The sequence below is a fragment of the Caenibius sp. WL genome (assembly GCF_019803445.1).
Taxonomy (GTDB): domain Bacteria; phylum Pseudomonadota; class Alphaproteobacteria; order Sphingomonadales; family Sphingomonadaceae; genus Caenibius.
Map to the genome: position 1 here is coordinate 1693072 of NZ_CP081844.1, position 21554 is coordinate 1714625.

The 21554-nt window shown below is 64.5% G+C and carries 23 protein-coding genes; 5 read left to right on the forward strand and 18 right to left on the reverse strand.

Going from position 1 to position 21554, the window contains the following annotated elements; all coding sequences use genetic code 11:
- Window positions 1-4: 4 nt before the first annotated feature.
- From K5X80_RS07895 to K5X80_RS07905, 3 genes are all read right to left on the reverse strand, one after another.
- Window positions 5-763: a thioredoxin domain-containing protein gene (locus tag K5X80_RS07895; protein ID WP_222560292.1), complete on the reverse strand. Its 759-nt coding sequence runs from the start codon at window positions 761-763 to the stop codon at window positions 5-7.
- 109 nt (window positions 764-872) lie between these two features.
- Entirely contained in the window at window positions 873-1559 is a 687-nt protein-coding gene (locus K5X80_RS07900) for a thioredoxin domain-containing protein (protein ID WP_222560293.1), read from the reverse strand.
- On the reverse strand, window positions 1556-2104 hold the full coding sequence (locus K5X80_RS07905; protein ID WP_283249293.1) for a DUF721 domain-containing protein: 549 nt from the start codon (window positions 2102-2104) through the stop codon (window positions 1556-1558). The genes K5X80_RS07900 and K5X80_RS07905 overlap by 4 nt, the downstream gene beginning before the upstream one ends.
- 29 nt (window positions 2105-2133) lie before the next feature.
- Here K5X80_RS07905 and mutY point away from each other — a divergent pair, with 29 nt between their 5' ends.
- Genes mutY through nudC form a run of 3 tightly spaced genes read left to right on the forward strand, consistent with a single transcriptional unit; the run spans window position 2134 to window position 5358 of the window.
- Complete coding sequence (gene mutY / locus K5X80_RS07910) at window positions 2134-3168, forward strand: A/G-specific adenine glycosylase (RefSeq protein ID WP_222560295.1); 1035 nt, start codon at window positions 2134-2136, stop codon at window positions 3166-3168.
- Complete coding sequence (locus K5X80_RS07915) at window positions 3168-4484, forward strand: serine hydrolase domain-containing protein (protein WP_222560296.1); 1317 nt, start codon at window positions 3168-3170, stop codon at window positions 4482-4484. The genes mutY and K5X80_RS07915 overlap by 1 nt, the downstream gene beginning before the upstream one ends.
- Complete coding sequence (gene nudC, locus K5X80_RS07920; protein ID WP_222560297.1) at window positions 4477-5358, forward strand: NAD(+) diphosphatase; 882 nt, start codon at window positions 4477-4479, stop codon at window positions 5356-5358. Before K5X80_RS07915 ends, nudC begins: the two co-directional genes overlap by 8 nt.
- A gap of 9 nt (window positions 5359-5367) precedes the next feature.
- Here the strand turns inward: nudC and K5X80_RS07925 are convergent, their stop codons facing one another.
- Genes K5X80_RS07925 through mgtE form a run of 3 tightly spaced genes read right to left on the reverse strand, consistent with a single transcriptional unit; the run spans window position 5368 to window position 7763 of the window.
- Window positions 5368-5865 (reverse strand): GNAT family N-acetyltransferase, encoded by a 498-nt coding sequence (locus K5X80_RS07925; protein ID WP_222560298.1) that lies wholly within the window; start codon window positions 5863-5865, stop codon window positions 5368-5370.
- Between the two features lie 43 nt (window positions 5866-5908).
- On the reverse strand, window positions 5909-6301 hold the full coding sequence (locus K5X80_RS07930) for a DUF1489 family protein (RefSeq protein ID WP_283249254.1): 393 nt from the start codon (window positions 6299-6301) through the stop codon (window positions 5909-5911).
- A gap of 37 nt (window positions 6302-6338) precedes the next feature.
- Complete coding sequence (gene mgtE, locus K5X80_RS07935) at window positions 6339-7763, reverse strand: magnesium transporter (protein WP_222560300.1); 1425 nt, start codon at window positions 7761-7763, stop codon at window positions 6339-6341.
- Between the two features lie 100 nt (window positions 7764-7863).
- On the opposite strand from mgtE, the gene K5X80_RS07940 reads away from it, so the two are divergent.
- Window positions 7864-8313 (forward strand): peptidylprolyl isomerase, encoded by a 450-nt coding sequence (locus K5X80_RS07940; RefSeq protein WP_222560301.1) that lies wholly within the window; start codon window positions 7864-7866, stop codon window positions 8311-8313.
- Window positions 8314-8525: 212 nt separating this feature from the next.
- On the opposite strand, the gene K5X80_RS07945 is transcribed toward K5X80_RS07940, so the two are convergent.
- The 12 genes from K5X80_RS07945 to K5X80_RS08000 all read right to left on the reverse strand — a co-directional run bounded on the left by K5X80_RS07945 (window position 8526) and on the right by K5X80_RS08000 (window position 18407).
- Entirely contained in the window at window positions 8526-9413 is an 888-nt protein-coding gene (locus K5X80_RS07945; RefSeq protein WP_222560302.1) for a LysR substrate-binding domain-containing protein, read from the reverse strand.
- Window positions 9414-9422: 9 nt separating this feature from the next.
- A complete protein-coding gene (locus tag K5X80_RS07950) occupies window positions 9423-10358 on the reverse strand; it encodes a hemolysin family protein (protein WP_222560303.1) in 936 nt (311 codons plus the stop codon).
- Window positions 10359-10369: 11 nt separating this feature from the next.
- Window positions 10370-10864 (reverse strand): rRNA maturation RNase YbeY, encoded by a 495-nt coding sequence (gene ybeY / locus K5X80_RS07955; protein WP_222560304.1) that lies wholly within the window; start codon window positions 10862-10864, stop codon window positions 10370-10372.
- A gap of 825 nt (window positions 10865-11689) precedes the next feature.
- Window positions 11690-12724, reverse strand: a complete 1035-nt coding sequence (locus tag K5X80_RS07960) for a PhoH family protein (protein ID WP_222560305.1) — start codon at window positions 12722-12724, stop codon at window positions 11690-11692.
- Window positions 12725-12814: 90 nt separating this feature from the next.
- Window positions 12815-14146: a tRNA (N6-isopentenyl adenosine(37)-C2)-methylthiotransferase MiaB gene (miaB, locus tag K5X80_RS07965; RefSeq protein WP_222560306.1), complete on the reverse strand. Its 1332-nt coding sequence runs from the start codon at window positions 14144-14146 to the stop codon at window positions 12815-12817.
- A 41-nt stretch (window positions 14147-14187) separates the two neighbouring features.
- Window positions 14188-14976 (reverse strand): lysophospholipid acyltransferase family protein, encoded by a 789-nt coding sequence (locus K5X80_RS07970; RefSeq protein ID WP_222560307.1) that lies wholly within the window; start codon window positions 14974-14976, stop codon window positions 14188-14190.
- A 4-nt stretch (window positions 14977-14980) separates the two neighbouring features.
- Window positions 14981-15403: a Fur family transcriptional regulator gene (locus tag K5X80_RS07975; protein ID WP_222560308.1), complete on the reverse strand. Its 423-nt coding sequence runs from the start codon at window positions 15401-15403 to the stop codon at window positions 14981-14983.
- Window positions 15404-15478: 75 nt separating this feature from the next.
- Complete coding sequence (locus K5X80_RS07980) at window positions 15479-15928, reverse strand: Ros/MucR family transcriptional regulator (protein ID WP_222560309.1); 450 nt, start codon at window positions 15926-15928, stop codon at window positions 15479-15481.
- A 135-nt stretch (window positions 15929-16063) separates the two neighbouring features.
- On the reverse strand, window positions 16064-16546 hold the full coding sequence (locus K5X80_RS07985; RefSeq protein ID WP_222560310.1) for a GNAT family N-acetyltransferase: 483 nt from the start codon (window positions 16544-16546) through the stop codon (window positions 16064-16066).
- Window positions 16543-17172, reverse strand: coding sequence for a tRNA (adenosine(37)-N6)-threonylcarbamoyltransferase complex dimerization subunit type 1 TsaB (gene tsaB, locus K5X80_RS07990; protein ID WP_222560311.1), 630 nt, complete (start codon window positions 17170-17172; stop codon window positions 16543-16545). The genes K5X80_RS07985 and tsaB overlap by 4 nt, the downstream gene beginning before the upstream one ends.
- Window positions 17173-17187: 15 nt before the next feature.
- A complete protein-coding gene (locus K5X80_RS07995; protein WP_222560312.1) occupies window positions 17188-17781 on the reverse strand; it encodes a malonic semialdehyde reductase in 594 nt (197 codons plus the stop codon).
- 47 nt (window positions 17782-17828) lie between these two features.
- Complete coding sequence (locus tag K5X80_RS08000) at window positions 17829-18407, reverse strand: NifU family protein (protein ID WP_222560313.1); 579 nt, start codon at window positions 18405-18407, stop codon at window positions 17829-17831.
- Between the two features lie 100 nt (window positions 18408-18507).
- Here K5X80_RS08000 and K5X80_RS08005 point away from each other — a divergent pair, with 100 nt between their 5' ends.
- Window positions 18508-21426, forward strand: coding sequence for a M16 family metallopeptidase (locus tag K5X80_RS08005; protein ID WP_222560314.1), 2919 nt, complete (start codon window positions 18508-18510; stop codon window positions 21424-21426).
- The last annotated feature ends 128 nt before the right edge of the window (window positions 21427-21554 follow it).

Consider the following 21554-nt stretch of genomic DNA (forward strand, 5'->3'; position numbering starts at 1 on the left):
CGCATCAGCGCGCGCCTGCCGCCTGCAAAGCCGGTTCCAGCCCTTCCCAGGTCTGTTCTTCGAGCTTGCGGCCGTTGAGGAAGAACGTGGGCGTGCCATCGACGCCGAGTTCCTGCGATTGCTTGTTGGAGCGTTCCGCGATGCCTTCGGCAAAGCCCGGCTTGGCCAGGCACGTGCCCGCCTGATCGCGCGAAATGCCGCGTGCGGCGAAGAATTCGGTCAGCCCGGCGGCATCGGCGATCGCCTTGTAGCGCGAGGCCTGATCGCTCTGCTTCATCGCGGCGTCCACTTTCGCGCCGTTGGTCTGCACGCCCTGGATGATGGTGGTGAGATTGCCCCAGACCTGTTCGCTCAGCGCGAAATAGTTTTCCGGCGTGCCGCAGCGCACCAGCATGGCCATCGTCAGATCGAGGCCATCGTGCACCTGATTGCGCAGCTCGTAGCTGACCACACCGCTGGTGACATATTGATCGCGCAGCTTTGCCCCGGCCTTTTCGGAGAAATCCGCGCAGTGCGGGCAGGTGAGCGAGGCATATTCGATCAGCTTGAGCGGCGCATCGGGATTGCCCATGCGATAGCCGTCTTCCGGCGTCACGGCGATGATTTCGGACCATTGCTTGCCGGCCGGGGCCGCGATGGCGGCGATCTTTTCACCCTTTTCGGCGCCGCTGCCGGTCGCGTCCTTGGAACCGCAGGCGGCAAGGCCAAGAGTCATCGGAACGATCAGTGCGGCAAAAGTGGCGCGGCGAAGGAGTTTCGTCATGGCGTGTTCCTGTTGTGAGAACGAGGGTAACCTGCAAATTGTGGTGCGCAAAGCAGGCGTGCCTCAAGATATGGTGTATTCCACAAGATTTGATGCGAATATCTGCGTGTCAGAGCCGGGATGCGATGGCCTTCTGCAGATCGTCCCACGTATGGACGCCTTCGAGCAGTTCGCCGTCAAGCGCGAAACTGGGCGTGCCCTGAACGTTGAACGCTTCCGAACTGGCGTTGCTCTGCTGGACGAGCCGCTTGGCATCGGCTTCGTCGGACAGGCATTTGTCGGCGGCCACGCGGTCGATCCCGCGCCTTTCCATAATGCCGTAGAAACCGGCATCGCTGGCAATGGCGCGCATCCGTTCGCCCATTGTCCCATGGCGCCAGCGGACCTGCGTCGCTTCCGATGCGGAAGACAACCGCTTGAGCCATTGTTCCTGCCCGCCGAGCAGGGCGTGATGGTTGCCGAAGAATTTCTGTTCGGGCCCACATTCGGCCAGCAGCGCGGCGGCCAGATCGATCGGATTGCGCAAGACATGGCGCACTTCGACCGAGGCCTTGCCCGGGGCGACATAGGCGACCTGCATCGGGCCGCTCGCCTGCTTTTCGAAATGGGCGCAATGAGGGCAGGTGTAGCTGACGAATTCGATCAGCGCGACTTTCGCTTCCGGATTGCCCATACGATGGCCGCCCGCTTCGGTGCGGGTAACGGTGGTGAGCCAGCTGGCATGTGTCGCCGCAACTGCCGTGGTGGCAATAACGGCCAGAGCCGCGAATTTCAGCGTTTTCGGCACAATGCTCACTTCGTTCCATCCTCCTTGCCGCCAAGGCTGCGGGCCAGCGATTCCAGCACGGTGCGCAGTTCCGCATCGCCGATATCGCGCAGGGAATCGCCCAGCTCCATCGGAATGGGTTTGAGCGACGGCGGCGCGGCGGGGCGCTTTTGTGCATCGGGCGCCTTAACCACGCCTTGCCGGATTTTGACACGGGCGACCGCGCTGTATCCGAAAAAACGATTCACCCGCTCGATGATTTCGGGGATGACCTGCTGAATCAGCGGGGCGTGCGCCGGTTTGACCACCAGTTGCAGGATGCCGTCGCTTTTTTCACCGGGCGGGAAGCGGATCGCTTCGGGCATGCAGGCGCGCGCATGCGTTTCGCCGACGATTTCTGGCCAGCGCGTGACCACGCTGGACTGGATGAAGCCGAACCGGCGAAAGGCCGTGCGGCCGATCTGCGGCATGAGATCGCCGATCGCGCGCGCCTGCCCGCCGCGCGGGCGCTCGTATGCCTTCGCCTGTTTGCTTTTGGCGGAGGGGTTTTTCGCTTTCGATTGATCCGGTTCCATTGCGCGGGCGACCATGCCATAGCGCGGGGATGGAGGATAGTGTCGCTGCGCGTCTGCTCGCCTGGTACGATGCCCATGCGCGCGTGTTGCCGTGGCGCAGCCCCCCAGGCACGCCGCCGCCCGATCCCTATCGCGTGTGGCTGTCCGAAGTGATGCTGCAGCAGACCACAGTGGCCGCCGTTGTCCCCTATTTCCGCAAGTTCACCGAACGCTGGCCCGGCGTCGCCGATCTCGCCGCCGCGCCGGAGGAAACGATCATGGCCGCCTGGGCCGGGCTGGGATACTATTCGCGGGCCCGCAACCTTGTGGCCTGCGCGCAGGCGGTGGCGGCGCGCGGAGGCTTTCCCGAAACGGAGGAGGAACTGCGCCAGTTGCCGGGGCTGGGCGCCTATACCGCAGCGGCCGTGGCGGCAATTGCGTTCGGACGCAGGGCGGTGGTGGTCGATGCCAATGTCGAACGGGTGGTTGCGCGTCTGTTCGCGTTGGCGGAGCCTTTGCCGGGTGTGCGCAAGGCGATCCGCCACCATGCCGATGCGATCACGCCCGATCATCGCGCGGGCGATTTCGCGCAGGCGATGATGGACCTCGGCGCGACGATCTGCACCGCGCGCGATCCCAAATGCCTGCTTTGCCCGTTGGCGGGCGATTGCCGGGCCAGAATGGAAGGCGATCCGGCACGCTTTCCGGTCAAAGCGCCGAAGAAAGTCCGGCCGGAGCGGCAGGGCGCCGCCTACTGGATCGAGCGGGATGGCCATGTCTGGCTGGTTCGCCGCCCGGGCAAGGGCATGCTCGGCGGTATGCGCGCTCTGCCCGATGATGGCTGGTCCGCCCGTAGCGATGGGCATGGGAAGCAGCCTTTGCCCGGTTCGTGGCGCGGGGCTGGGGCGGTTCAGCATGGCTTCACCCACTTTTCGCTCCATCTCGCCGTGATGTTGTACGAAGGCGACCGATGGGCCGCGCTCCAGCCTGCGGACGGCGAATGGTGGCCGCTCGACACGCTGGACGATGCCGGGTTGCCCACTGTATTCGCCAAGGCCGCGCAGCGTGCGCTGATGGAAGGGTAATGACGATGGACCGATTACCGGCAGCATTTTCGCGCAGGACCTTTATCGGCAGTGGCGCGGCGCTGGGCGCCTCGCTGGCTTTCGCGCCTGCGTTTGGCCCCGCATGGGCGGCAGACAAGCAGGAAAGCTGGGCCGGTGTCACCCGTTATGCCGACGGTTACGTGCGCAGTGGCCGGCTGGCCGGGGCCGTGGCGGCGATGGGGCTGGGGCAAGGGGCGATCCAATACATCGCGCGCGGCCAGCGGACGCTGGAAGGCGCGCCGATGGACGGGGACAGCCTGTTCCGGATCTATTCCATGACCAAGCCCATCACCGGCATGGCGGCGATGATCCTGATTGACGAAGGGAAGCTGCGGCTGGATCAGCCCTTGTCCGATATCCTGCCGAAATATGCCAAAATGGCGGTGCAGCGCGTGCCGGACGGGTCGATCACCGATCTCGTCCCGGCGAAGGCCCCGATCACGATCCGCCATTTGCTCACGCACACTGCGGGGCTGGGCTATTCGATCATTCAGAACGGTCCGCTCAAGGCCGCCTATGTGCAGGCGGGGCTGGTGCCGGGGCAGATCAGCCGCTTGCCGCTGGCCGAACTGTTCGGGGCACGCAACACCACGCTGACTCTGGCCCAGTTCGCCGACCGGCTGGCGGACATGCCGCTGGTCTATCAGCCGGGCACGAAGTGGAGCTATTCGGTTGGGCTCGACCTACTGGGGCGGGTGATCGAAGTGGTTTCCGGCAAGCCGTTCGATACCTTCCTGCAAGAACGGCTGTTCGATCCGCTGGGGATGGAGAGCACCTGGTTCCGCGTGCCGCAGAGCCAGATCGGCCGCCTCACCACCAATTATGGCGTGATGCAGGGCGTGTTGCTGCCGCTCGATCCGGGGGCTGCATCGGTCTTTGCCATGCGGCCTGCGTTCCCGTTCGGCGGGTCCGGGCTGGTCAGCAGCCCGCGCGATTACGATCGGTTCCTGCGGATGCTGCTCGGCTTCGGCATGTTCGAAGGGAAACGGGTGATGAGCGAAAACGCGGTGCGTGTGGGCACGAGCAATCTTTTGCCCGCCGGGATCAGCACCGTGGGCACGTTCGCCACCGGTGGCGGCTTCGGTGCGGGCGGGCGCGTGGGGCTCGGCCTTGAAGAAGGGACATTCGGTTGGGCGGGGGCGGCCGGCACAATCGCTTTCGCCGATCTCAAACGTGGTTGGCGGGGCGGCTTTTACGCGCAATACATGCCCGCCGCCGCTTATCCGATCCAGGGAGAGTTTCCGCAGGTGGCAATGAAAGATGCCATGGCGGCATTGGGGGGAATGCATGATTGATACGCAGATCGGTTTCGTTGGCCAGCCGCTCGACCGGGCGGACCATATCCGGAACGACAAGCAAGCGCTGGAAGCGCTGAAGGACGAGCGGGCCTTGCTGCTGCGGCTCGAAGGCCTCGACCCGGTGATGGACGATGAGAACCGCCTGCAATGGGGTTCTCTGGACGAGGCGGGCGATGCGGAACTGGTGTTTCTCGGCCTGATGGAGGGCCGGGTGTGCTTCGCGCCGATTCCCGCGGGTCCCGCTGGCGGTCCCGGCGCAATGGGCACGGCGATGCGGCGGATCATGGGCGGGATGCCGCAAGACGATCTGGCGATCTATGGGATGGCGCGCAGCGTGGTCGACTGGCACGCACGCCACCGCTTCTGCGCCCGGTGCGGCGCGCCCACCGCGCCCGCGAAAGGCGGCTGGCAACGCAATTGCGGGACCTGCAACGCGGAGCATTTCCCCCGGGTCGATCCGGTCACGATCATGCTGGTCGAACACGATGGCCGTCTGCTGCTCGGGCGCCAGCCGAATTTCCCCGAAGGATTCTATTCCGCGCTGGCCGGCTTTGTCGAACCGGGCGAAACGATCGAGGAAGCCGTCGCCCGCGAAGTGATGGAAGAAGCCGGCGTCACCGTTACAGGCGTGGATTATGTGATGAGCCAGCCCTGGCCGTTTCCCGCGCAATTGATGGTCGGCTGCCATGCGACGGCGGAAGATGACCGCCTGATCGTCGATCGGACCGAGCTGGAAGATGCCCGGTGGTTCACGCGTGACGAGGTGGCCAGCGCCATGGCCGCACCGGCCGGGGGCGGTGCATTCGTGGCCCCGCCGCCCGTGGCGGTGGCGCACCACCTGCTCAAATGGTGGCTGCGTAAGGGGGCGTGAGCCCCTCCTTCAGCGCAGGCTGCGCCGCATCAGATAGGTGCCTTCGCCATACGTGACGGCTTCCGCGCCCTCCACATAGGCGAAGCCCTGCGCTGCCCAGAATGCATCCGCGCCGTTGACGGCGATCAGCGTGATGTCGGCAAATCCGCCTTGCACGGCCTGCCGCACGGTGAAATCGACCGCTGCCTTGCCCGATCCCCCGCCGCGCCCGGCGGGCAGTAGCGCGATATCATGCAGGTAATAAGTATCCGCATCCTTGGGGATCGCGCCCAGCGGCTTGCCCAGCTTCGGCGGGGTGTCGCGGTGCCAGGGATGGGTGATGATATAGCCGACCACCGCGCTGCCCCGTTCCAGTGTCCGGCAGCCTTGTGGGTAGAGCGCGAGACGTTCGGCGAATATCCCTTCGGGTTCGGTGTAAGCGCCGTGCACCGCATCCGAAATCGCCTGCATGGCGGGGAGATCGGCGGCGGCAGTCTGGCGCCAGCCATCCCGTGATGCCTCGTTCATGTCCGTACCTTTTTCGGAGTGGGATCGTTGTGGCTGCCACGCATCAGACCAGACCGAGCTTGGCCAGTTCCTTAACGAGGTGGCCGGGTAGAACGTCACCTTCCATGACCCCGCTGCCGAGATCGGGCGGGGCGTCCTCGTCCTTGAGATAGCGCCAGCCTTGATGCGCGCGTTTGGCGCGCGGTTCGACCATGATCAGGCGCGGTTCGAGCATGATGTTCCAGCGCCCGTCATCCCGCTGGGCAAAGCCGCGGATCGGGCTGCGGCCGATCATCGCGTGATCGTAGATCCAGTAAAGCGATCCGCCGATCATCTCCTCATGCCGTTTGGGCAGATAGCGCGTGCTGGCGAAAGCTTCGGAATAGCTTTCCAGCCATTGGCGCAGGTCTTCCACGCTGGTCGCGCCATAGGCGATCTTGGTCATGTGCAGGGGCATGGCCTCAACATAGGCGCGCCCTGCGCGGGGGCAAGGGTCAGGAGACCAGTCCGCTCACTGTCGCGAGGCCGAGGAAGGCGAGGAAACCCATCGAATCCGTCGTCATGGTGACGAAGATGGAGGAGGCGATTGCCGGGTCCGCTTTCAGGCGTTCCAGCGTCAGCGGGACGAGAACACCGGCCAGCCCGGCAACAAGGATGTTGGTCATCATCGCCATGGCGATGACTATGCCCAGCAAGGGATCGTGGAACAGCAGAGTCACCACCACGCCGATAATCACGGCAACCGTGCCGCCGTTCATCAGTGCGATGCCCAGTTCGCGGCGGACCGCGCGCCAGGCGTTGCTGGCGGTCAACTGGTTGGTGGCCAGCGCGCGCACCGTCACCGCCAGCGTCTGCGTGCCTGCATTGCCGCCGATCCCGGCGACGATCGGCATCAGCGTCGCCAGCGCGACCATCTTGGCGATCGTGTCTTCGAACGTGGCGATGATGGACGAGGCGACCGCGGCGGTCAGCATATTGGCGATCAGCCAGCGGACACGCGCGCCGTAGGCTTCGCGAATCGGTTCGTTGATATCGCCATCACCGGCCCCGGACAGAAGCATGACGTCTTCGTCCGCTTCTTCCTGAATGATGTGAACGATATCGTCGACCGTGAGCTGCCCGACGAGCCGCCCCGATTCATCCACAACGGCGGCGGAAATCAGCGCGTACTTCTGGAATTGCAGCGCGACTTCTTCCTGATCCATGCTCACCGGGATCAGCGTCTGTTCGCGCTTCATCACATCGGTCAGCGGGATCGCGCGCGGGGTCCGCAGAATCCACGAAAGCTGGCAGGTGCCGACCGGCTTGTGCTGCGGATCGACAATGAACACTTCCCAGAATTCGGTCGTCAGATCGCCGTTGTCGCGCAGATAATCGATCAGGTCGCCCACGGTCATATGCTCGGGCACAGCGACCAGGTCGCGCTGCATCAGGCGGCCGGCGGTCTCTTCCGGATAGGCCAGCGCGCTTTCCACGGCGGCGCGGCCTTCGGGCTCCATCTCGGCGAGAATCGCGGCCTGCTCGGCCGGTTCGAGATCCTCGATCAGTTGCACCGCGTCGTCGGTTTCCAACTGGTCGGCGATTTCGGCCACCGCTTCGGGCGGCAGGTCCTCGACCATGTCATCGCGAACGTGATCGTTCAGTTCGGCGATGACTTCGCCCGTCATCAGGTCGGAAATGGCGCGGGCCAGCGGCGCGCGTTCATCGCGTTCGAGCAGCTCGAAAAGGTCGGCGATGTCGGCGGCGTGGAGCGGTTCCACCAGTTCGTAAACCCGCGCATCGTCGCCTTCGGTCAGCGCGTGGGCCACGGAGCGGACGAATTCCGCTCTCAACCGGTTATCCTCGTCGAACTGTTCGCGCTCTTCCTCCGCCTGCGGCGAGTCGGTGCGGTGCAGTTCGTCGAGTTCGTCCGGCGTCATGCGCCTCTCCTATTGCGCGGCGCAACAAATGCAACCGCGCGGGGTGACATTGCGTGGATGAGCCTTATATCGACCGCCGTTCAAACAGGAGTTTTTGCCCATGGCCGATGAAAAACTGACTCTTACTCTCGAAAGCGGCGATGTCGTTATCAAGCTTCGCCCGGATCTGGCACCCGGCCATGTCGCCCGCATCACCGAGCTGGTGAAGGAAGGCTTTTACGATGGTGTGACATTCCACCGCGTGATTCCCGGCTTCATGGCGCAGGGCGGTTGCCCCAACGGCACCGGCATGGGCGGCTCCGACAAGCCTGACCTGCAGGCCGAATTCAACGACCAGCCGCACGTGCGCGGTGTGTGTTCCATGGCCCGCACGTCCTATCCGCACAGCGCGAACAGCCAGTTCTTCATCTGTTTCGACGATGCGCGGTTCCTCGACAAGCAGTACACCGTGTGGGGCGAAGTCGAAAGCGGGATGGAACATGTCGACGCCTTGCCCAAGGGCGAGCCGCCCGCAAACCCGGGCAAGATTCTGAAAGCCACCGTTTCCTGAGAACGGAAGGAAAGCCGGGGAGTGATCTTCCCGGCTTTTTCTTTTTGAAGGCGCAGTACCTTTTCCCTTTGTCACCCTGAACTTGGTTCAGGGCCCATCTCTCCAGATCGCGTATTTGTCTGTGGGGAGAAATGGATGCTGAACCAAGTTCAGCATGACGGAGAGAGATTGATGTTCGCGCTCTTTGACGAGAGAGCTGTGGCTGGCCAGCCTTAAAGCCCTGCGTGCACCAGCCATTCGTAGAAGATACGCACCGGGCGGGTTTCGAGCGCTTTCGGACGGCAGACGAACCAGTAGCTGTAGGGGCTTTCCACTTCGCGTTCGGGGTAGAGCAGCGCCAGCCGCCGGTCGCCCGCACGGCGGAAGTGGTCGTCATGCATGATTGCGATGCCGAGCCCCTGCGCGGCGGCTTCCAGAAGAAGCTGGCCCGAATCGAAATGATCGACCGCTGCCGGTTCGAGACCGTTCAGCCCCATCGCGTTCCGCCATGCGCCGAAGCTTTCGGGCATTTCCTGATGCACCAGGAACGTCTGGCGCGACAGCGCCTCCATGCTCGGTTCCTCGCCGATCTCCTCGGTCAGGTCACGGGCGCAGATCGCATAGACGCGGTTGTGATCGAGCCGGAAGGAATGAAATCCCGGATCGGGTTCGCGCACCAGCAGAATGGCGCAATCCAGCGTATCGCCAACGCGGGTTTCCAGATGCGGCCCGGTGTCCATGTCGATGTGCAGGCGCGGGTGCAGCTTGCGCAATTCCGCCAGGCGGGGGAACAGCCGCTGGCTGCCGAACAGCGGCAGCACGCCCAGATGGAGGCGCCACAGCGTCAGATTCTCCGACTGGTCCTCCACCGCGGTGGCCAGCGCTTCGAGATGCGGGGACACCGCATCGTAGAAAGCGCGCCCGTCATCGGTAAGCTGCATCGCCTGATGGGCGCGCGTGAACAGCTTCTTGCCGATGAATTCCTCAAGGTTGGCGACCCGGCGGGACAGGGCGGACGGCGACAGGGCGAGTTCTTCCGCCGCCGCCCGGGCCGAGCCCAGACGAACGATGCGCACGAAAGCCTCGAGCGCGCGCAGCGGCGGTAAGCGTCGCGTTGGCACCAATGAATCCTAGTCTTGCGTCCCGTCATCGCCATTCGACGGCGGATGGAGGCGTAGCCGCGTAACATGGCGCTCGTCGCCATCGGTCACTTCGATTCGCCATCCGCTGTCATGCTCAAGCACAGCCCCGACCGGCGGAACCTGTCCCGCCAGCACGAACGCCAAGCCGCCGAGAGTATCCACGGCTTCGTCGACTTCGGCAAGCCGTGGATCGACCTTTTCCGAAATGTCGTCGAGTTCCGCGCGGGCATCGGCATCCCACATGCCGTTGCCGATGGGCACGATCAGTTCGGTCGGCGCGTCGTCATGCTCGTCTTCGATATCGCCGACGATCTCTTCGACCAGATCTTCGATCGTGATGATCCCGTCGACCCCGGAATATTCGTCGACCACCACCGCCAGATGAATCCGGCGGCTGCGCATGTCGGCCAGCACGTCGAGCGCGCTGCGCGATTGCGGGACATAGAGCGGCTGGCGCATCAGCGTGGTCCAGTCCGCCGGGGCGGGCAGGCCCTTGGCGAGATAGCTGAAGACATCCTTCACGTGGATCATGCCGATTACCGAATCGAGCGTGTCGCGATAGACGGGAATGCGCGAATGGCCGTGTTCGGCGAAGCTGGCGACCAGTTCCGGCCAGCTTGCATCCGCGGAAATGGCGATGATCTCGCTGCGCGGGATTGCGACATCGTCGGCATCGTGCTCGCTGAAATGGAGCAGGTTGCGCAGCATCTGCAATTCCACCGCGGACAGATCGCCCTTTCTGGAACGGTCCGCCGGATTGCTATGCTCTTCCACGTGTTCGTCGATCGCTTCTTCCAATTGGGCCCGCAGCGATTGATCGCTGTCCTCCCCCTCGAAGAAACGCCGAATGACGCGCCACAGGCTGCGTCTACTGTCCGGTTCTCCCGAACCGTTTTCGCCTTCCCTGTTTTCGGGCCCGGCCACTTCAATCTCCCTCAGTCATGGTGGTCTCCATATGGGTCGGCGATGCCCAGATGTGCAAGCGTCTTTATCTCCAATTCTTCCATCGCGCGGGCGTCTTCGGGCGAAGTCTCGTGATCGTGGCCCGCCAGATGCAGCAGGGCATGGACGATCAGGTGCATGGCGTGATGGTCCACGCCGATCGCTTTCTCCTCCGCCTCGCGCGCGCAGGTTTCCCAGGCCAATGCGATATCGCCCAGCATTTCGGGCGGGCCGTCGGCGGGAAGGGCCAGCAGCTCGCCCCGTTCCAGCATGGGGAAGGACAGGACATTGGTCGGCTTGTCCTTGCCGCGCCATTCGCGGTTGAGCACGTGGACTTCGGCATCGGACGTGAACAGCACGCTGGCGAGCAGGCGGGGATTGGCGAGTTCCGGGGCGCTCTCCTGCAGCGCTTCGGCGGCACGCTCGGCCAGATCGGCCCAATCCGCCGAAGCGGGCCAGGGTTCCTCGATATCGATTTCCAGATTCACTGTGCCTCCGCAAGGCGGTCATCCGCCCGGACGCTGCCAGTGTCATGGGAGTGAGGCCGGGTAAAGAGTGTTTCGGGCCGGAAGGGCGGCGAACAGGTTGACGCAGAACGGCCCGAAAGTGCGGTCGGTGCGGGCGCGCATGGCGTTCGTCCGGTCCGCTGCCGCGCGGCGTCGCTCCGTAATCGCAACCTGCTGCGAAAGCCCGGTTTCGCGCGGCTGGCGCGTGATCGCGGCGAAGCGTGCGCCGATGCATCCGGCCCCGGATCACGCCGCCGCAGGCGGGCACCGGCACCCCGGCCAGTGTGACTTTTCGGGGAGGTGTTTTTCCGCTCATGCGCCGGCTGTGGATGCGCGGCAGTACCCGCGCGGGGGCAGCCAGCGGAGAAGGGGCGGTGAAGCGTGCGGCGTCATCTGGGAGGTTAAGCCAGATTTCCCGGGTGTAGGAAAGTTTTCCGCCTTCCGCACCCGGAGGCGAAATGGATCCCGGATCAAGTCCGGGATGATGCTTTGGGGTTGGCAGTTACGGGGTGGAGGGGGACCTCTGGCTTCACTCTCCTGACCCCCAATCCGCCTTACCCCCCCATCCCGTTCGGCCTGAGCCTGTCGAAGGCCGCGCACCACGCCAGCACAGGCCAATGACCTTCTCACAGGCTGCATGATGGCAGCCATACCAACAGTGCGTCAGCGCACGACACAACATCGGCAAAGCTGATCGGGCAATTGTCAGCACGCGGCCTTCGACAGGCTCAGGCCGAGCGGCTTGGGGAGAGGGCGCGCGCACAGCAGGCATAATCCGCACCGCCGCTTCCCGCTCCCCGCGTCAGCCTAGGCGTCCTTCCCCTCGTAAGCCTCGACGATCCGGCCGACGATGGGGTGGCGGACCACATCCGCCACGCCGAAGCGGGTCACGTTGATCCCTTCGACGCCTTCCAGCCGCCCGACCGCGTCGGCCAGGCCGCTCATCCGGTCACCGCCGGGGATGTCGACCTGTTTCGGGTCGCCGCAGACCACCATGCGGCTGTTCTGGCCGAACCGGGTGAGGAACATTTTCATCTGTTCGCGTGTGGTGTTCTGCGCTTCGTCGAGAATGACGAAAGCATCGGCCAGCGTGCGCCCGCGCATGAAAGCGATGGGGGCGATTTCGATTTCGCCGCTGGCCAGCCGCCGCTCCACCTGCTCGGGCGGCATGCAATCGTACAGCGCATCGTAAAGCGGGCGGAGATAGGGGTCGACCTTCTCTTTCATGTCGCCGGGCAGGAAGCCCAGCCGTTCCCCCGCTTCCACCGCCGGGCGGGAAAGGATCAGGCGCTGCACGCTGCCGGTGATAAGCTGGCTCACAGCCTGCGCCACCGCGAGATAGGTCTTGCCGGTGCCCGCCGGGCCGAGCGCGAAAATGATATCGTCGCGGGCCAGCGCTTTCATATAGTCGATCTGCGTGGCGGAGCGCGGGACGATGGTCTTGCGCCGGGTGCGGATCATGATGCCGCCGCCCAGCGGGTCCTTGCCGGTGATAATCCCGTCCAGCGTCGGTTCGTTCGACATCGCGATCAGCGCCTCGATTGCGCCTGCATCCAGTTCCTGCCCTTCGAGCAGGCGCTTGTGCATGCCTTTCAGAACGTCACGCGCACGGGCGACCGAATCATCCGATCCTTCGATCAGGATGCGATTGCCGCGGGCGCTGATATAGACGCCGAGACGGTTTTCGAGCTGAACGAGATTGGCGTCGAATTCGCCGAACAGCGCGCCGAGCACGGTCTGTTCCTCGAATTCCACTTCGGCCCGTGCCCGCCTGTGCGCGCTACGGTCACCGGGACGGATCAGCGCCGAATCGGAGTCGGCGCGGTGTGGTTTGCGGCCCATGCGCTCCTTTCAAATGGTGCATGGGAAAGATAATGCCGCCTTGCCCGAGAGCAAGCGGGCAGCGGCAAGAGCGCGGTGGAAAAGTTTCGTTTACAGCGCGGAATCGACCAGCCGGCCCGCCAGCGAATTGGGCCCCGCTTCGATCAGGTCCACCTCCACCACATCGCCGATCGCGGCGTCACCCAGGAAATGCACCGATTGCAGCCACGGCGATTTGCCCAGCCATTGCCCCGGGTGCTTGCCTTTGCGTTCGACCAGGACGGTGCAGCGCTTGCCGACGGACGCCTGGTTGAACGCAAGCTGATGGCGGTTGATCGCGGCCTGCAGGCGTTGCAGCCGTTCGTCCATCACTTCGGGGGCAATCATCCCGTCCATTTCAGCGGCGGGGGTGCCGGGGCGGGGGGAATACTTGAAACTGAAAGCCGCGGCGTAGCCCACCGCATCCACCAGTTTCAGCGTATCGGCGAATTCGTCCTCGGTTTCGCCGGGGAAGCCGACGATGAAATCGCCCGACAGCGCGATATCCGGCCGCACAGCGCGGAACCGGTCGAGCAGCCGGAGATAGCTGTCCGCCGTGTGGCTGCGGTTCATGGCTTTCAGCACGCGGTCGGACCCGCTCTGCACCGGCAGGTGGAGATAGGGCATCAGCTTGGCGACTTCGCCATGCGCGGCGATCAGACCATCGGTCACATCGTTGGGATGGCTGGTGGTGTAGCGGATGCGCTGAAGATCGGGCATGCGGTCGAGCGCGCGGATCAGCCCGTCGAGCCCGATGGCGTGCCCCTGCGTATCTTCGCCGGTCCAGGCGTTGACGTTCTGGCCCAGCAGCGTGATCTCGCGCGCCCCGTTTTCGATCAGTTTCTCCGCTTCGGCGATCAAATCGCTGTATGGGCGGGAAATTTCCGCACCGCGCGTGTACGGAACCACGCAATAGGTGCAGAACTTGTCGCACCCTTCCTGCACGGTCAGGAAAGCGCTGGGCCCGGCGCGGCGGCGCTGGGGCAGCACGTCGAACTTCGCGTTGGCGGGCATGTCGGTATCGGTCGCCCGTTCGCCGCGCGCGGCCTTGTCGAGCAAATCGGGCAGGCGATGGTAAGCCTGCGGCCCGACGACCATGGACACCGCCGGGGCGCGGGCCATGATCTCTTCGCCTTCCGCCTGCGCCACGCACCCGGCCACGGCAATCAAGGGCTTGCTGCCATCGGCCTTTTTCAACCGGCCGATGTCCGAATAGACCTTCTCCGCCGCTTTTTCGCGGATATGGCAGGTGTTGAGCACGACCAGATCGGCGTCCTGGCCATCGGCGGCAGGGGTCATGCCCTTCTCGGCGAGGAGTTCGGCCATGCGTTCGCCGTCATAGACGTTCATCTGGCAGCCGAAGCTCTTGACGCGGTAGGTCTTGGGGGCGGGGGAGGCAGTCATGGGCGCGCGTTTACGGGAAAAGCGTGGTTTCGGGAAGGGGGTCAGCCCGCGGCCATCCGCGCGGCAATGGCATCGCGCGCGGCGGCGGCCATGGCCTTGCGATTCTGCAGAGTATCGCCCGTCAGCGGATCGAGGAAATGGAGGTCGAGCCGGATCGGGCGCCAGCGCGCCAGCATGCGGCTAAAATTGGCGGTGCCGGGATCGTCGCCGACCCAAGCGACGCCGGGCCCATCGGCATAGCGCAGCAGCACCGGCTGAATCGTCAACCCTTCGGGCAGCGGTTCCAGCGCGGAAAGCAGCGCGCTTTTGAATGGCAGCAACCGCGTGCCGTCGCTGGTGGTGCCTTCGATGAAAATAGTCAGGGCGCCATCGCCCGCCACGGCATGGCGGACTTCCGCGATCTGCGTACCGATCGTGGCGCGGCGATCGCGCGCGATGAACACGGTGTCGTTGAGATCGGCGAGGAATTTGAACAGGCGCGATCCGGTCAGCCCGTCGTGCGCGACAAAGGCGCTGCCGGTCGTGGCGAGCAGCGCGGGGATATCCATCCAGCTGACGTGGTTGGGGAGATAGAGCGCATTGCCACGCGGCGTGCCGTGAACGCGCGGCCGCAGCCCGATGATCGCGCAGAACCCCAGAAAGAAGATTCGCGGCCAGATGCGCCGGAACCCGAGCAGGCGCCACAGCGCGGCCGGTGGCGCGATAAGCACCAGCACGCCAAGCAAGAGGATGAGGCGCAAGACGAGAAGGGCCCGCCCTGACACACCGGGGGCGGGGTGCCGGGGCCGGGCCCTGTTGTCCGTTTCGTCCTGCCCTGATGGGGGCAGCATCGGATCAATCCTCGCGGTCGATCCGCACGCCGTAGAGTTCCATCCGGTGATCGACCAGGCGATAACCCAGCTTCTCCGCGATTCGGCGCTGGAGCGCTTCCAATTCGGGATCGACGAATTCGAGCACTTTGCCGGTTTCCACGTCGATCAGATGGTCATGATGGGCTTCGGGCGCCGCTTCGTAGCGGGCGCGGCCATCGCCGAAATCGTGGCGATCGAGAATGCCCGCTTCTTCGAACAGGCGCACGGTGCGGTAAACGGTGGCGATGGAAATGCCGGGATCGATCGCCGATGCCCGCTCGTGCAGCTTTTCCACGTCCGGATGGTCCCGGCTTTCCGAAAGTACGCGGGCGATCACCCGCCGCTGTTCGGTGATCCGCAAGCCGCGATCGTGGCATAGCTGTTCGATATCGATGGCTTGTTGCAATGTATCCTCGGGGTAAAAATAAAGCGCCCCGCCACCTTAGCGGGGCGGGGCGCAACTAACAAGTTTGGGGGAACGTTACTTGGCGGCGGCAGCGCGCGGCTTGCGGCCCCGTTTCTGACCCGGCTTGCGGCCAAGACCGATCTTCTTCGCCAGTTCGCGGCGCGTCTTGGCATAGTTCGGAGCGACCAGCGGGTAATCGGCATTAAGACCCCAGCGCGCGCGATAGTCTTCGGTGGTCATATCGTGATCGGTGGCAAGATGCCGCTTGAGCATCTTCATCTTCTTGCCGCATTCGAGGCAGACGATGTAATCCGGTTTCACCGATGAACGGAGCGAAACCGCGGGTTCGGGCTTCGCCTCTACTGCCGGTGCGGCTTCGCCCAGGCCCGACAGGGCCCCGTAAACATTGGCGATCAGCGAGGGGACTTCGTCCACCGCGACGTTATTGTTGGCAACATGCGCTGCGACAATATCAGACGTGAGCGTGATAAGTGTCTCTTTCATGTCGTGCTGTATGGCTTCCATATCGATGCCTCTTGAAATCTTCGGCGGACTATCTTGCGCGCAGTCGCCATTGGGTGCCCCGTGAGGGGGCCATTGCCCTTAGTGTCACCAATTTTCAAGAGGAACCGCACAGGAATAGCCCGGTATGACGAAATGTCAGGGATGATCCGGGCTCAAGTATTTTTCAAACGTCAGTGCATCCAACCGGTTGCCATCAATACTCTTGTAATATTGAACCCGCCGTCCGATTTGGCTGAATCCGAAGCCGCGATAAAGAAATTCTGCCGGATTCCCTTCTCTCATTTCCAGCAGGAGGCGGTTGTGGCCGTGATGTCTGGCATCCTCGGCAAATGATTCCAGCAGCTTTTTGCCAAGTCCACGCCCACGCATCGCGGGGCGGACGGCCAGAAGCAGAAGTTCCGCTTCATCGAATAGGCCGCGGATCATGAAAAACCCGGCGGCGACCGCATCGCCGACCGGGCGGTTTCCGTGTTCGTCGAGCAGGCCATAGCGGCAATTGCCGATTGTCAGGGCGTCCACCACCTGGCGGCGGGTCCATGCTTCACCGAAGGCCGGATCGAACGCCAGCGCCATCACGTCCATGATCCGGTCGATATCGGCGGCGGTTTCGTCGATCATGCGTTCGCACCCGGCAGTTTGGCATCGGGAGGGCGGCCGTAAAGCGGCGCGATATCCTGCAACAGGGCGGTATCGCCAAGCAAGGAGAAGCGGCGCGCATCGGGCAGGAGAGGCATTGCTTCGCCGCGCCCGCGCAGGGCGACCAGCGCTTCGGCCTGGCTGCCTGCGATGCAATCGTGCCCCACCGCCGCGGCGGCGTCGGCGGGGCGCAGGGATGCCAGCGGTGTCTGCGGGGTGCCATCGGCGGCGAAATCCTGGACGAACCATTCGCCGTGCCCGCCGGTCATCGCCACGCTCACCCCCTGAGTGCCAGCCTCATCCGATTGCGCGCGAGCCATCGCCGCGACGAGCGCCAGCGTGGGATAGCCCACCACCTGGGCATTCCATGCCAGGGCCAGCGCGCGGGCGGCGGCGAGGCCGATGCGCACGCCGGTGAAGCTGCCGGGGCCGAGCGACACCGCGATGCGCCCGGCCTTGCCCCGTTCGGGCAGGCGGGCGATCATCGGGACGAGATGTTCGGCATGGCCGCGCCCGAGCAGGCGGCATTCGCCCGCGACCGGAGCGCCGTCATCGAACAGGGCGGCCGAGCAGTTCTCCGTCGCGCAATCGATCGCGAGTGTGCGCATACGCGGCCTTGTAGATCAGAGAATGGTGTTGAAGGTATCGAATTCGGGGCGCGGGCTGCGGCCGAAAATCGAATTCCTGTCGCCATAGCCGATGGAACAGATGAAATTCACTGTCACATTCGGCTGATCGGCGAAGAATTCCGCGTTCACCCCGGCTTCGTCGAAGCCCGACATCGGGCCGCAATCGAGCCCTACCGCCCGCGCGGCAAGCATGAGGTAAGCGCCCTGGAGCGAAGCGTTGCGCGCGGCGTGGCGCTGCCGCCCGGCTGAGTCGTTGGCGAACCAGCTACGCGCATCGGTATGAGGAAACAGCCAGGGCAGCTGTTCGTGATAATCCTGATCGGTGCCGATCACGACGCAGACCGGGGCGTTCAGCACCTTGGGCTGGTTCTTTTCGGAAACGTGCCGGGCCAGCCGTTCCCGCGCGGCCTGCGAACGGCACCAGACGAACCGGGCCGGCTGCATGTTCACCGATGTGGGGCCCATCTTGAGCAGTTCGTAGATTTCGCGAATCTGCGCCTCGGTCACATCCTTGTCGAGCCAGTCGTTAAAACTGCGCGCTTCGCGGAAAAGCTGATCGAGGACTTCGGCCGAAAGAGCCTGCGACATCGGCGATACTCCAGATGACAGCGTTTTGTGTGGAGAGTGCGCGGAAATCAGGCCGCGCGGACTTCGGTGACTTCCGGCACGTAGTGCTTGAGCAGGGATTCGATCCCGTTCTTCAACGTCGCGGTGGAAGACGGGCAGCCCGAACAGGCGCCTTGCATGACGAGATAGACCACGCCATCGCGATAGCCGCGATAGATGATGTCGCCGCCATCGTTGGCCACGGCCGGGCGCACGCGCGTGTCGATCAGTTCCTTGATCTGGTCGATGATATCCGCGTCGGCGGGATCGTCATCGAAATCGCCATCCGTTTCGCCGGGCACCACGATGCCCGCGGCATTGCCGCCGTGGAACAGCGGGGCTTCGCTGATGAAGTGATCGAGCAGGATGGCCACCACCTGCGGTTTGAGCTGGCCCCAGTCCGCGCCGGGCCCCGCCGTCACCGAAATGAAGTCCGAACCGAAGAACACCCCGGTCACTTCGCCGGAATCGAACAGCGCACTGGCGAGCGGCGAAGCTTCGGCGGCTTCGGGCGAGGTGAATTCGCGCGTTCCCGCTTCCATCACTTTCCTGCCGGGCAGGAACTTGAGCGTGGCAGGATTGGGGGTGGCTTCTGTTTCTATATACATGGCTTCCGCGATGTAGGCACCAAACGCGCATGGTCAAGCCGCGATCGGCGCTGGCGTCTATTCACTGGTCCTTCATACTTGGCCTTTCTATACCAGCGGCATGACGCGCATTTCACGGCTGGTTGCAGCATTTGCCATTGTCCTCCCTCTTCCGCTGGTGGCCCAGCCGACAGCGGCTCCTGTCCGCCAGGCCCCGCAGAAAGCCGTCAAATCCGTAGAGAGATCAGACCCATGGATCTATCGCGGGACGGATATCCCGCCCGATCCGGAATGGGTGTTCGGCACGCTGGACAACGGTTTGCGTTATGCCGTGCGGCGCAACAACGTGCCGCCGGGGCAGGTGTCGATCCGTATCGCGGTCGATGCCGGTTCGCTTTACGAGACGGAGAAGGAGCGCGGCTTCGCCCACCTGCTGGAGCATCTGCTGTTCCGCCAGTCGAAATATCTCGGCGTCGCGGAAGCGATTCCCACATGGCAGCGCCTCGGTGCGACCTTCGGCAGCGACACCAACGCGCAGACCAGCGCGACGCAAACCGTGTACAAGCTCGATTTGCCCAATGCGACGGGCGCGGCGCTGAACGAAAGTTTCAAGCTGCTGTCGGGCATGGTCCGCGAACCGGTGCTGAGCCAGAGCAATATCAACAGTGAAGTGCCGATCGTGCTGGCGGAAAAGCGTGAACGGGGTGGGGCCGGATTGCGGGTGAGCGACGCCACGCGCGAAACCTTCTTTGCCGGGCAGCCGCTGGCCGAACGCGCGCCGATCGGCACCGACGAAGCGCTGAAAGGCGCCACTGCCGCCGCGGTGCAAGGGTTCCATGATCGCTGGTATCGCCCGGACAACACGGTGATCGTGGCGGCGGGCGATGCCGACCCGATGGCTTTGGCGGCGGAGATCGAACGCTGGTTCGCCGACTGGAAAGGCAAGGGCGCGCGGACCGCGCCGCCCGATTTCGGCAAGCCCAAGGCGCCGAAGGGCGTCGAACCGGCGAATCCGGTCGGCGAAACCAAAGTGCTGGTGGAGCCGGACCTGCCGCGCAATATCAGCTACGCCATCTTGCGCCCCTACACCCAGGTGGTCGACAATCTCGAATACAACCGTGGCATGATGCTGGACGGGATCGCGCAGGCGATCATCAACCGCCGCCTTGAAGAGCGCGCGCGCGCGGGCGGCAGCTATCTCTATGCGCAAGTCGGGCAGGAGAAGATCAGCCGGTCCGCCGACGGCACGTTCGTCAGCGTTACGCCCCTGGGCAACGACTGGCGCGCGGCGCTGCGCGATGTGCGCGCGGTGATCGCCGATGCGGTGGCGAATGCGCCGACGCAGCAGGAAATCGATCGCGAACTGGCCGAATACGATGTGGCTTTCGCCAGCAGCGTGGAACAGCGCACGGTGATGACCGGGGCCAAGCTTGCCGATGATGTCGTCAACGCGGTCGATATCCGCGAAGCGGTGGCGACGCCGGAAGTCGTGCTCGACGTGTTCCGCAAGATGCGCGCCCGCTTCACGCCCGAGGCGATCCGCGATCATACGCGCGGGCTGTTTTCGGGCACGGTCATTCGCGGGGTGATGAACACGCCCGTGGTGGGTGAAGCCGACGCTGAGGCTCTGCGGCAGGCGCTGGCAGCCCCGGTGGACGTGACGGCCAGCGCGCGTGAAGCGGCGGCGGCGGTGTCCTTCGCCGATCTGCCGCCGATCGGGAAACCGGGCACGGTGGCGCAAAGCGGGCCGATCGGTGCGGTGGTGCCGGTCGAATGGGTCCAACTTTCCAACGGCGTGCGCGCCCTGCTGTGGCCCAACGATGCGGAACCGGGGCGGATCAATCTACAGGTCCGCTTCGGCTCCGGCTACCGCGCGTTCACGCCGCAGGATGCCCCCTATATCCAGCTTGGCCAGATGGCGCTGGTCGGTTCGGGGCTCGGGCCGCTGGGGCAGGATGCGCTCGACCGGATTTCCACCGGGCGCAAGATGGGCTTCGATTTCCGGATCGAGGATGCCTCGTTCCAGTTCTATGCCGAAACCCGCGCCGCCGATCTGGCCGATCAGCTTTATCTCTTCGCGGCCAAGTTGGACATGCCGCGCTGGGATGCCAATCCCGTGCAGCGGGCCAAGGCGGCCGGCGCGCTGCAATACGAAAGCTTCGCCACGGCGCCGGCGGGCGTGCTGCAACGCGATCTCGACTGGCTGCTGTCCAGCCGCGACCCGCGCTTCGCCACGCCCGATCCCGCCACATTGGCCAAGACCACGCCCGAAGGCTTCCGCAAGGTGTGGGAACCGCTGCTGAAGCAGGGGCCGGTCGAAGTCATCATGTTCGGCGATTTCAAGCGGGAGGACGGTATCGCCGCGCTCGAAAAGACGTTCGGTGCATTGCCTCCGCGTCTGCCGATCCCGGCCGATGCGGCCCAGCGTACGGTCACGTTCCCCGCGCCTGCCGCCACACCGGTGATCCTGCATCATCGCGGCGATCCCAATCAGGCGGCGGCGGTGATCGCCTGGCCGAGCGGCGGCGGCGTGGCCGGGCTGTCGGAATCGCGCCAGCTCGAAATCCTCGTCCAGGTGTTCAACAACCGCCTGTTCGATGCGATGCGCGAACATGCGGGCGCCAGCTATGCGCCGCAGGCCTCCTCAGAATGGCCGATCGACATGCCCAACGGCGGGCGGATCATGGCCTTCGCTCAGCTGGAGCCGAAAACGGTGGCGACTTTCTTCACCGAAGCGGAAAGGATCGCCCGCGAGCTTGCCGCTACCCCGCCGACGACGGATGAACTGGCCCGGATCACCGAGCCGTTGCGGCAGAAGATCAGCCGCGCCTCCACCGGCAATGCGTTCTGGATGTACCAGCTGGAAGGGGCGAGCTACGATCCGCAGCGCGCGAGCAAGTTGCGCAGCCTGCTCAACGATTATACGGTGACCACGCCGGAGAAGATGCAGCAACTGGCGCAGAAATACCTCACCAGCCGCGCGGGATGGCGTCTCGCGATCCTGCCGCAGGGGCAGGATCTGGCGAAAGCGGGGAACTGATCCCATATTCCCCTCTGCCCGGCGCGGGCGGCCGATCACAGTGAGCGGTTTTCCGCGCTGGCTTTGCACGGTCCGGCCCGCTATGGGCCGCCGATGTGATCGCATCCACGGGAACGATGCGGGCTGAC

Bases quoted from the DNA above. Each gene is read 5' to 3' on its own strand.
- K5X80_RS07915 (WP_222560296.1), top strand. From the start codon at position 3,168: ATGACGATGGACCGATTACCGGCAGCATTTTCGCGCAGGACCTTTATC.
- mutY (WP_222560295.1), top strand. From the start codon at position 2,134: ATGGAGGATAGTGTCGCTGCGCGTCTGCTCGCCTGGTACGATGCCCAT.
- K5X80_RS07930 (WP_283249254.1), bottom strand. From the start codon at position 6,301: ATGCCCCTGCACATGACCAAGATCGCCTATGGCGCGACCAGCGTGGAA.
- tsaB (WP_222560311.1), bottom strand. From the start codon at position 17,172: ATGCGCACACTCGCGATCGATTGCGCGACGGAGAACTGCTCGGCCGCC.
- K5X80_RS07960 (WP_222560305.1), bottom strand. From the start codon at position 12,724: ATGGGCCGCAAACCACACCGCGCCGACTCCGATTCGGCGCTGATCCGT.
- K5X80_RS07925 (WP_222560298.1), bottom strand. From the start codon at position 5,865: ATGAACGAGGCATCACGGGATGGCTGGCGCCAGACTGCCGCCGCCGAT.
- K5X80_RS08005 (WP_222560314.1), top strand. From the start codon at position 18,508: ATGACGCGCATTTCACGGCTGGTTGCAGCATTTGCCATTGTCCTCCCT.
- nudC (WP_222560297.1), top strand. From the start codon at position 4,477: ATGATTGATACGCAGATCGGTTTCGTTGGCCAGCCGCTCGACCGGGCG.
- K5X80_RS07995 (WP_222560312.1), bottom strand. From the start codon at position 17,781: ATGTCGCAGGCTCTTTCGGCCGAAGTCCTCGATCAGCTTTTCCGCGAA.
- mgtE (WP_222560300.1), bottom strand. From the start codon at position 7,763: ATGACGCCGGACGAACTCGACGAACTGCACCGCACCGACTCGCCGCAG.
- K5X80_RS07940 (WP_222560301.1), top strand. From the start codon at position 7,864: ATGGCCGATGAAAAACTGACTCTTACTCTCGAAAGCGGCGATGTCGTT.
- K5X80_RS07905 (WP_283249293.1), bottom strand. From the start codon at position 2,104: ATGGAACCGGATCAATCGAAAGCGAAAAACCCCTCCGCCAAAAGCAAA.
- K5X80_RS08000 (WP_222560313.1), bottom strand. From the start codon at position 18,407: ATGTATATAGAAACAGAAGCCACCCCCAATCCTGCCACGCTCAAGTTC.
- miaB (WP_222560306.1), bottom strand. From the start codon at position 14,146: ATGACTGCCTCCCCCGCCCCCAAGACCTACCGCGTCAAGAGCTTCGGC.
- K5X80_RS07895 (WP_222560292.1), bottom strand. From the start codon at position 763: ATGACGAAACTCCTTCGCCGCGCCACTTTTGCCGCACTGATCGTTCCG.
- K5X80_RS07980 (WP_222560309.1), bottom strand. From the start codon at position 15,928: ATGGAAGCCATACAGCACGACATGAAAGAGACACTTATCACGCTCACG.
- K5X80_RS07970 (WP_222560307.1), bottom strand. From the start codon at position 14,976: ATGCTGCCCCCATCAGGGCAGGACGAAACGGACAACAGGGCCCGGCCC.
- K5X80_RS07985 (WP_222560310.1), bottom strand. From the start codon at position 16,546: ATGATCGACGAAACCGCCGCCGATATCGACCGGATCATGGACGTGATG.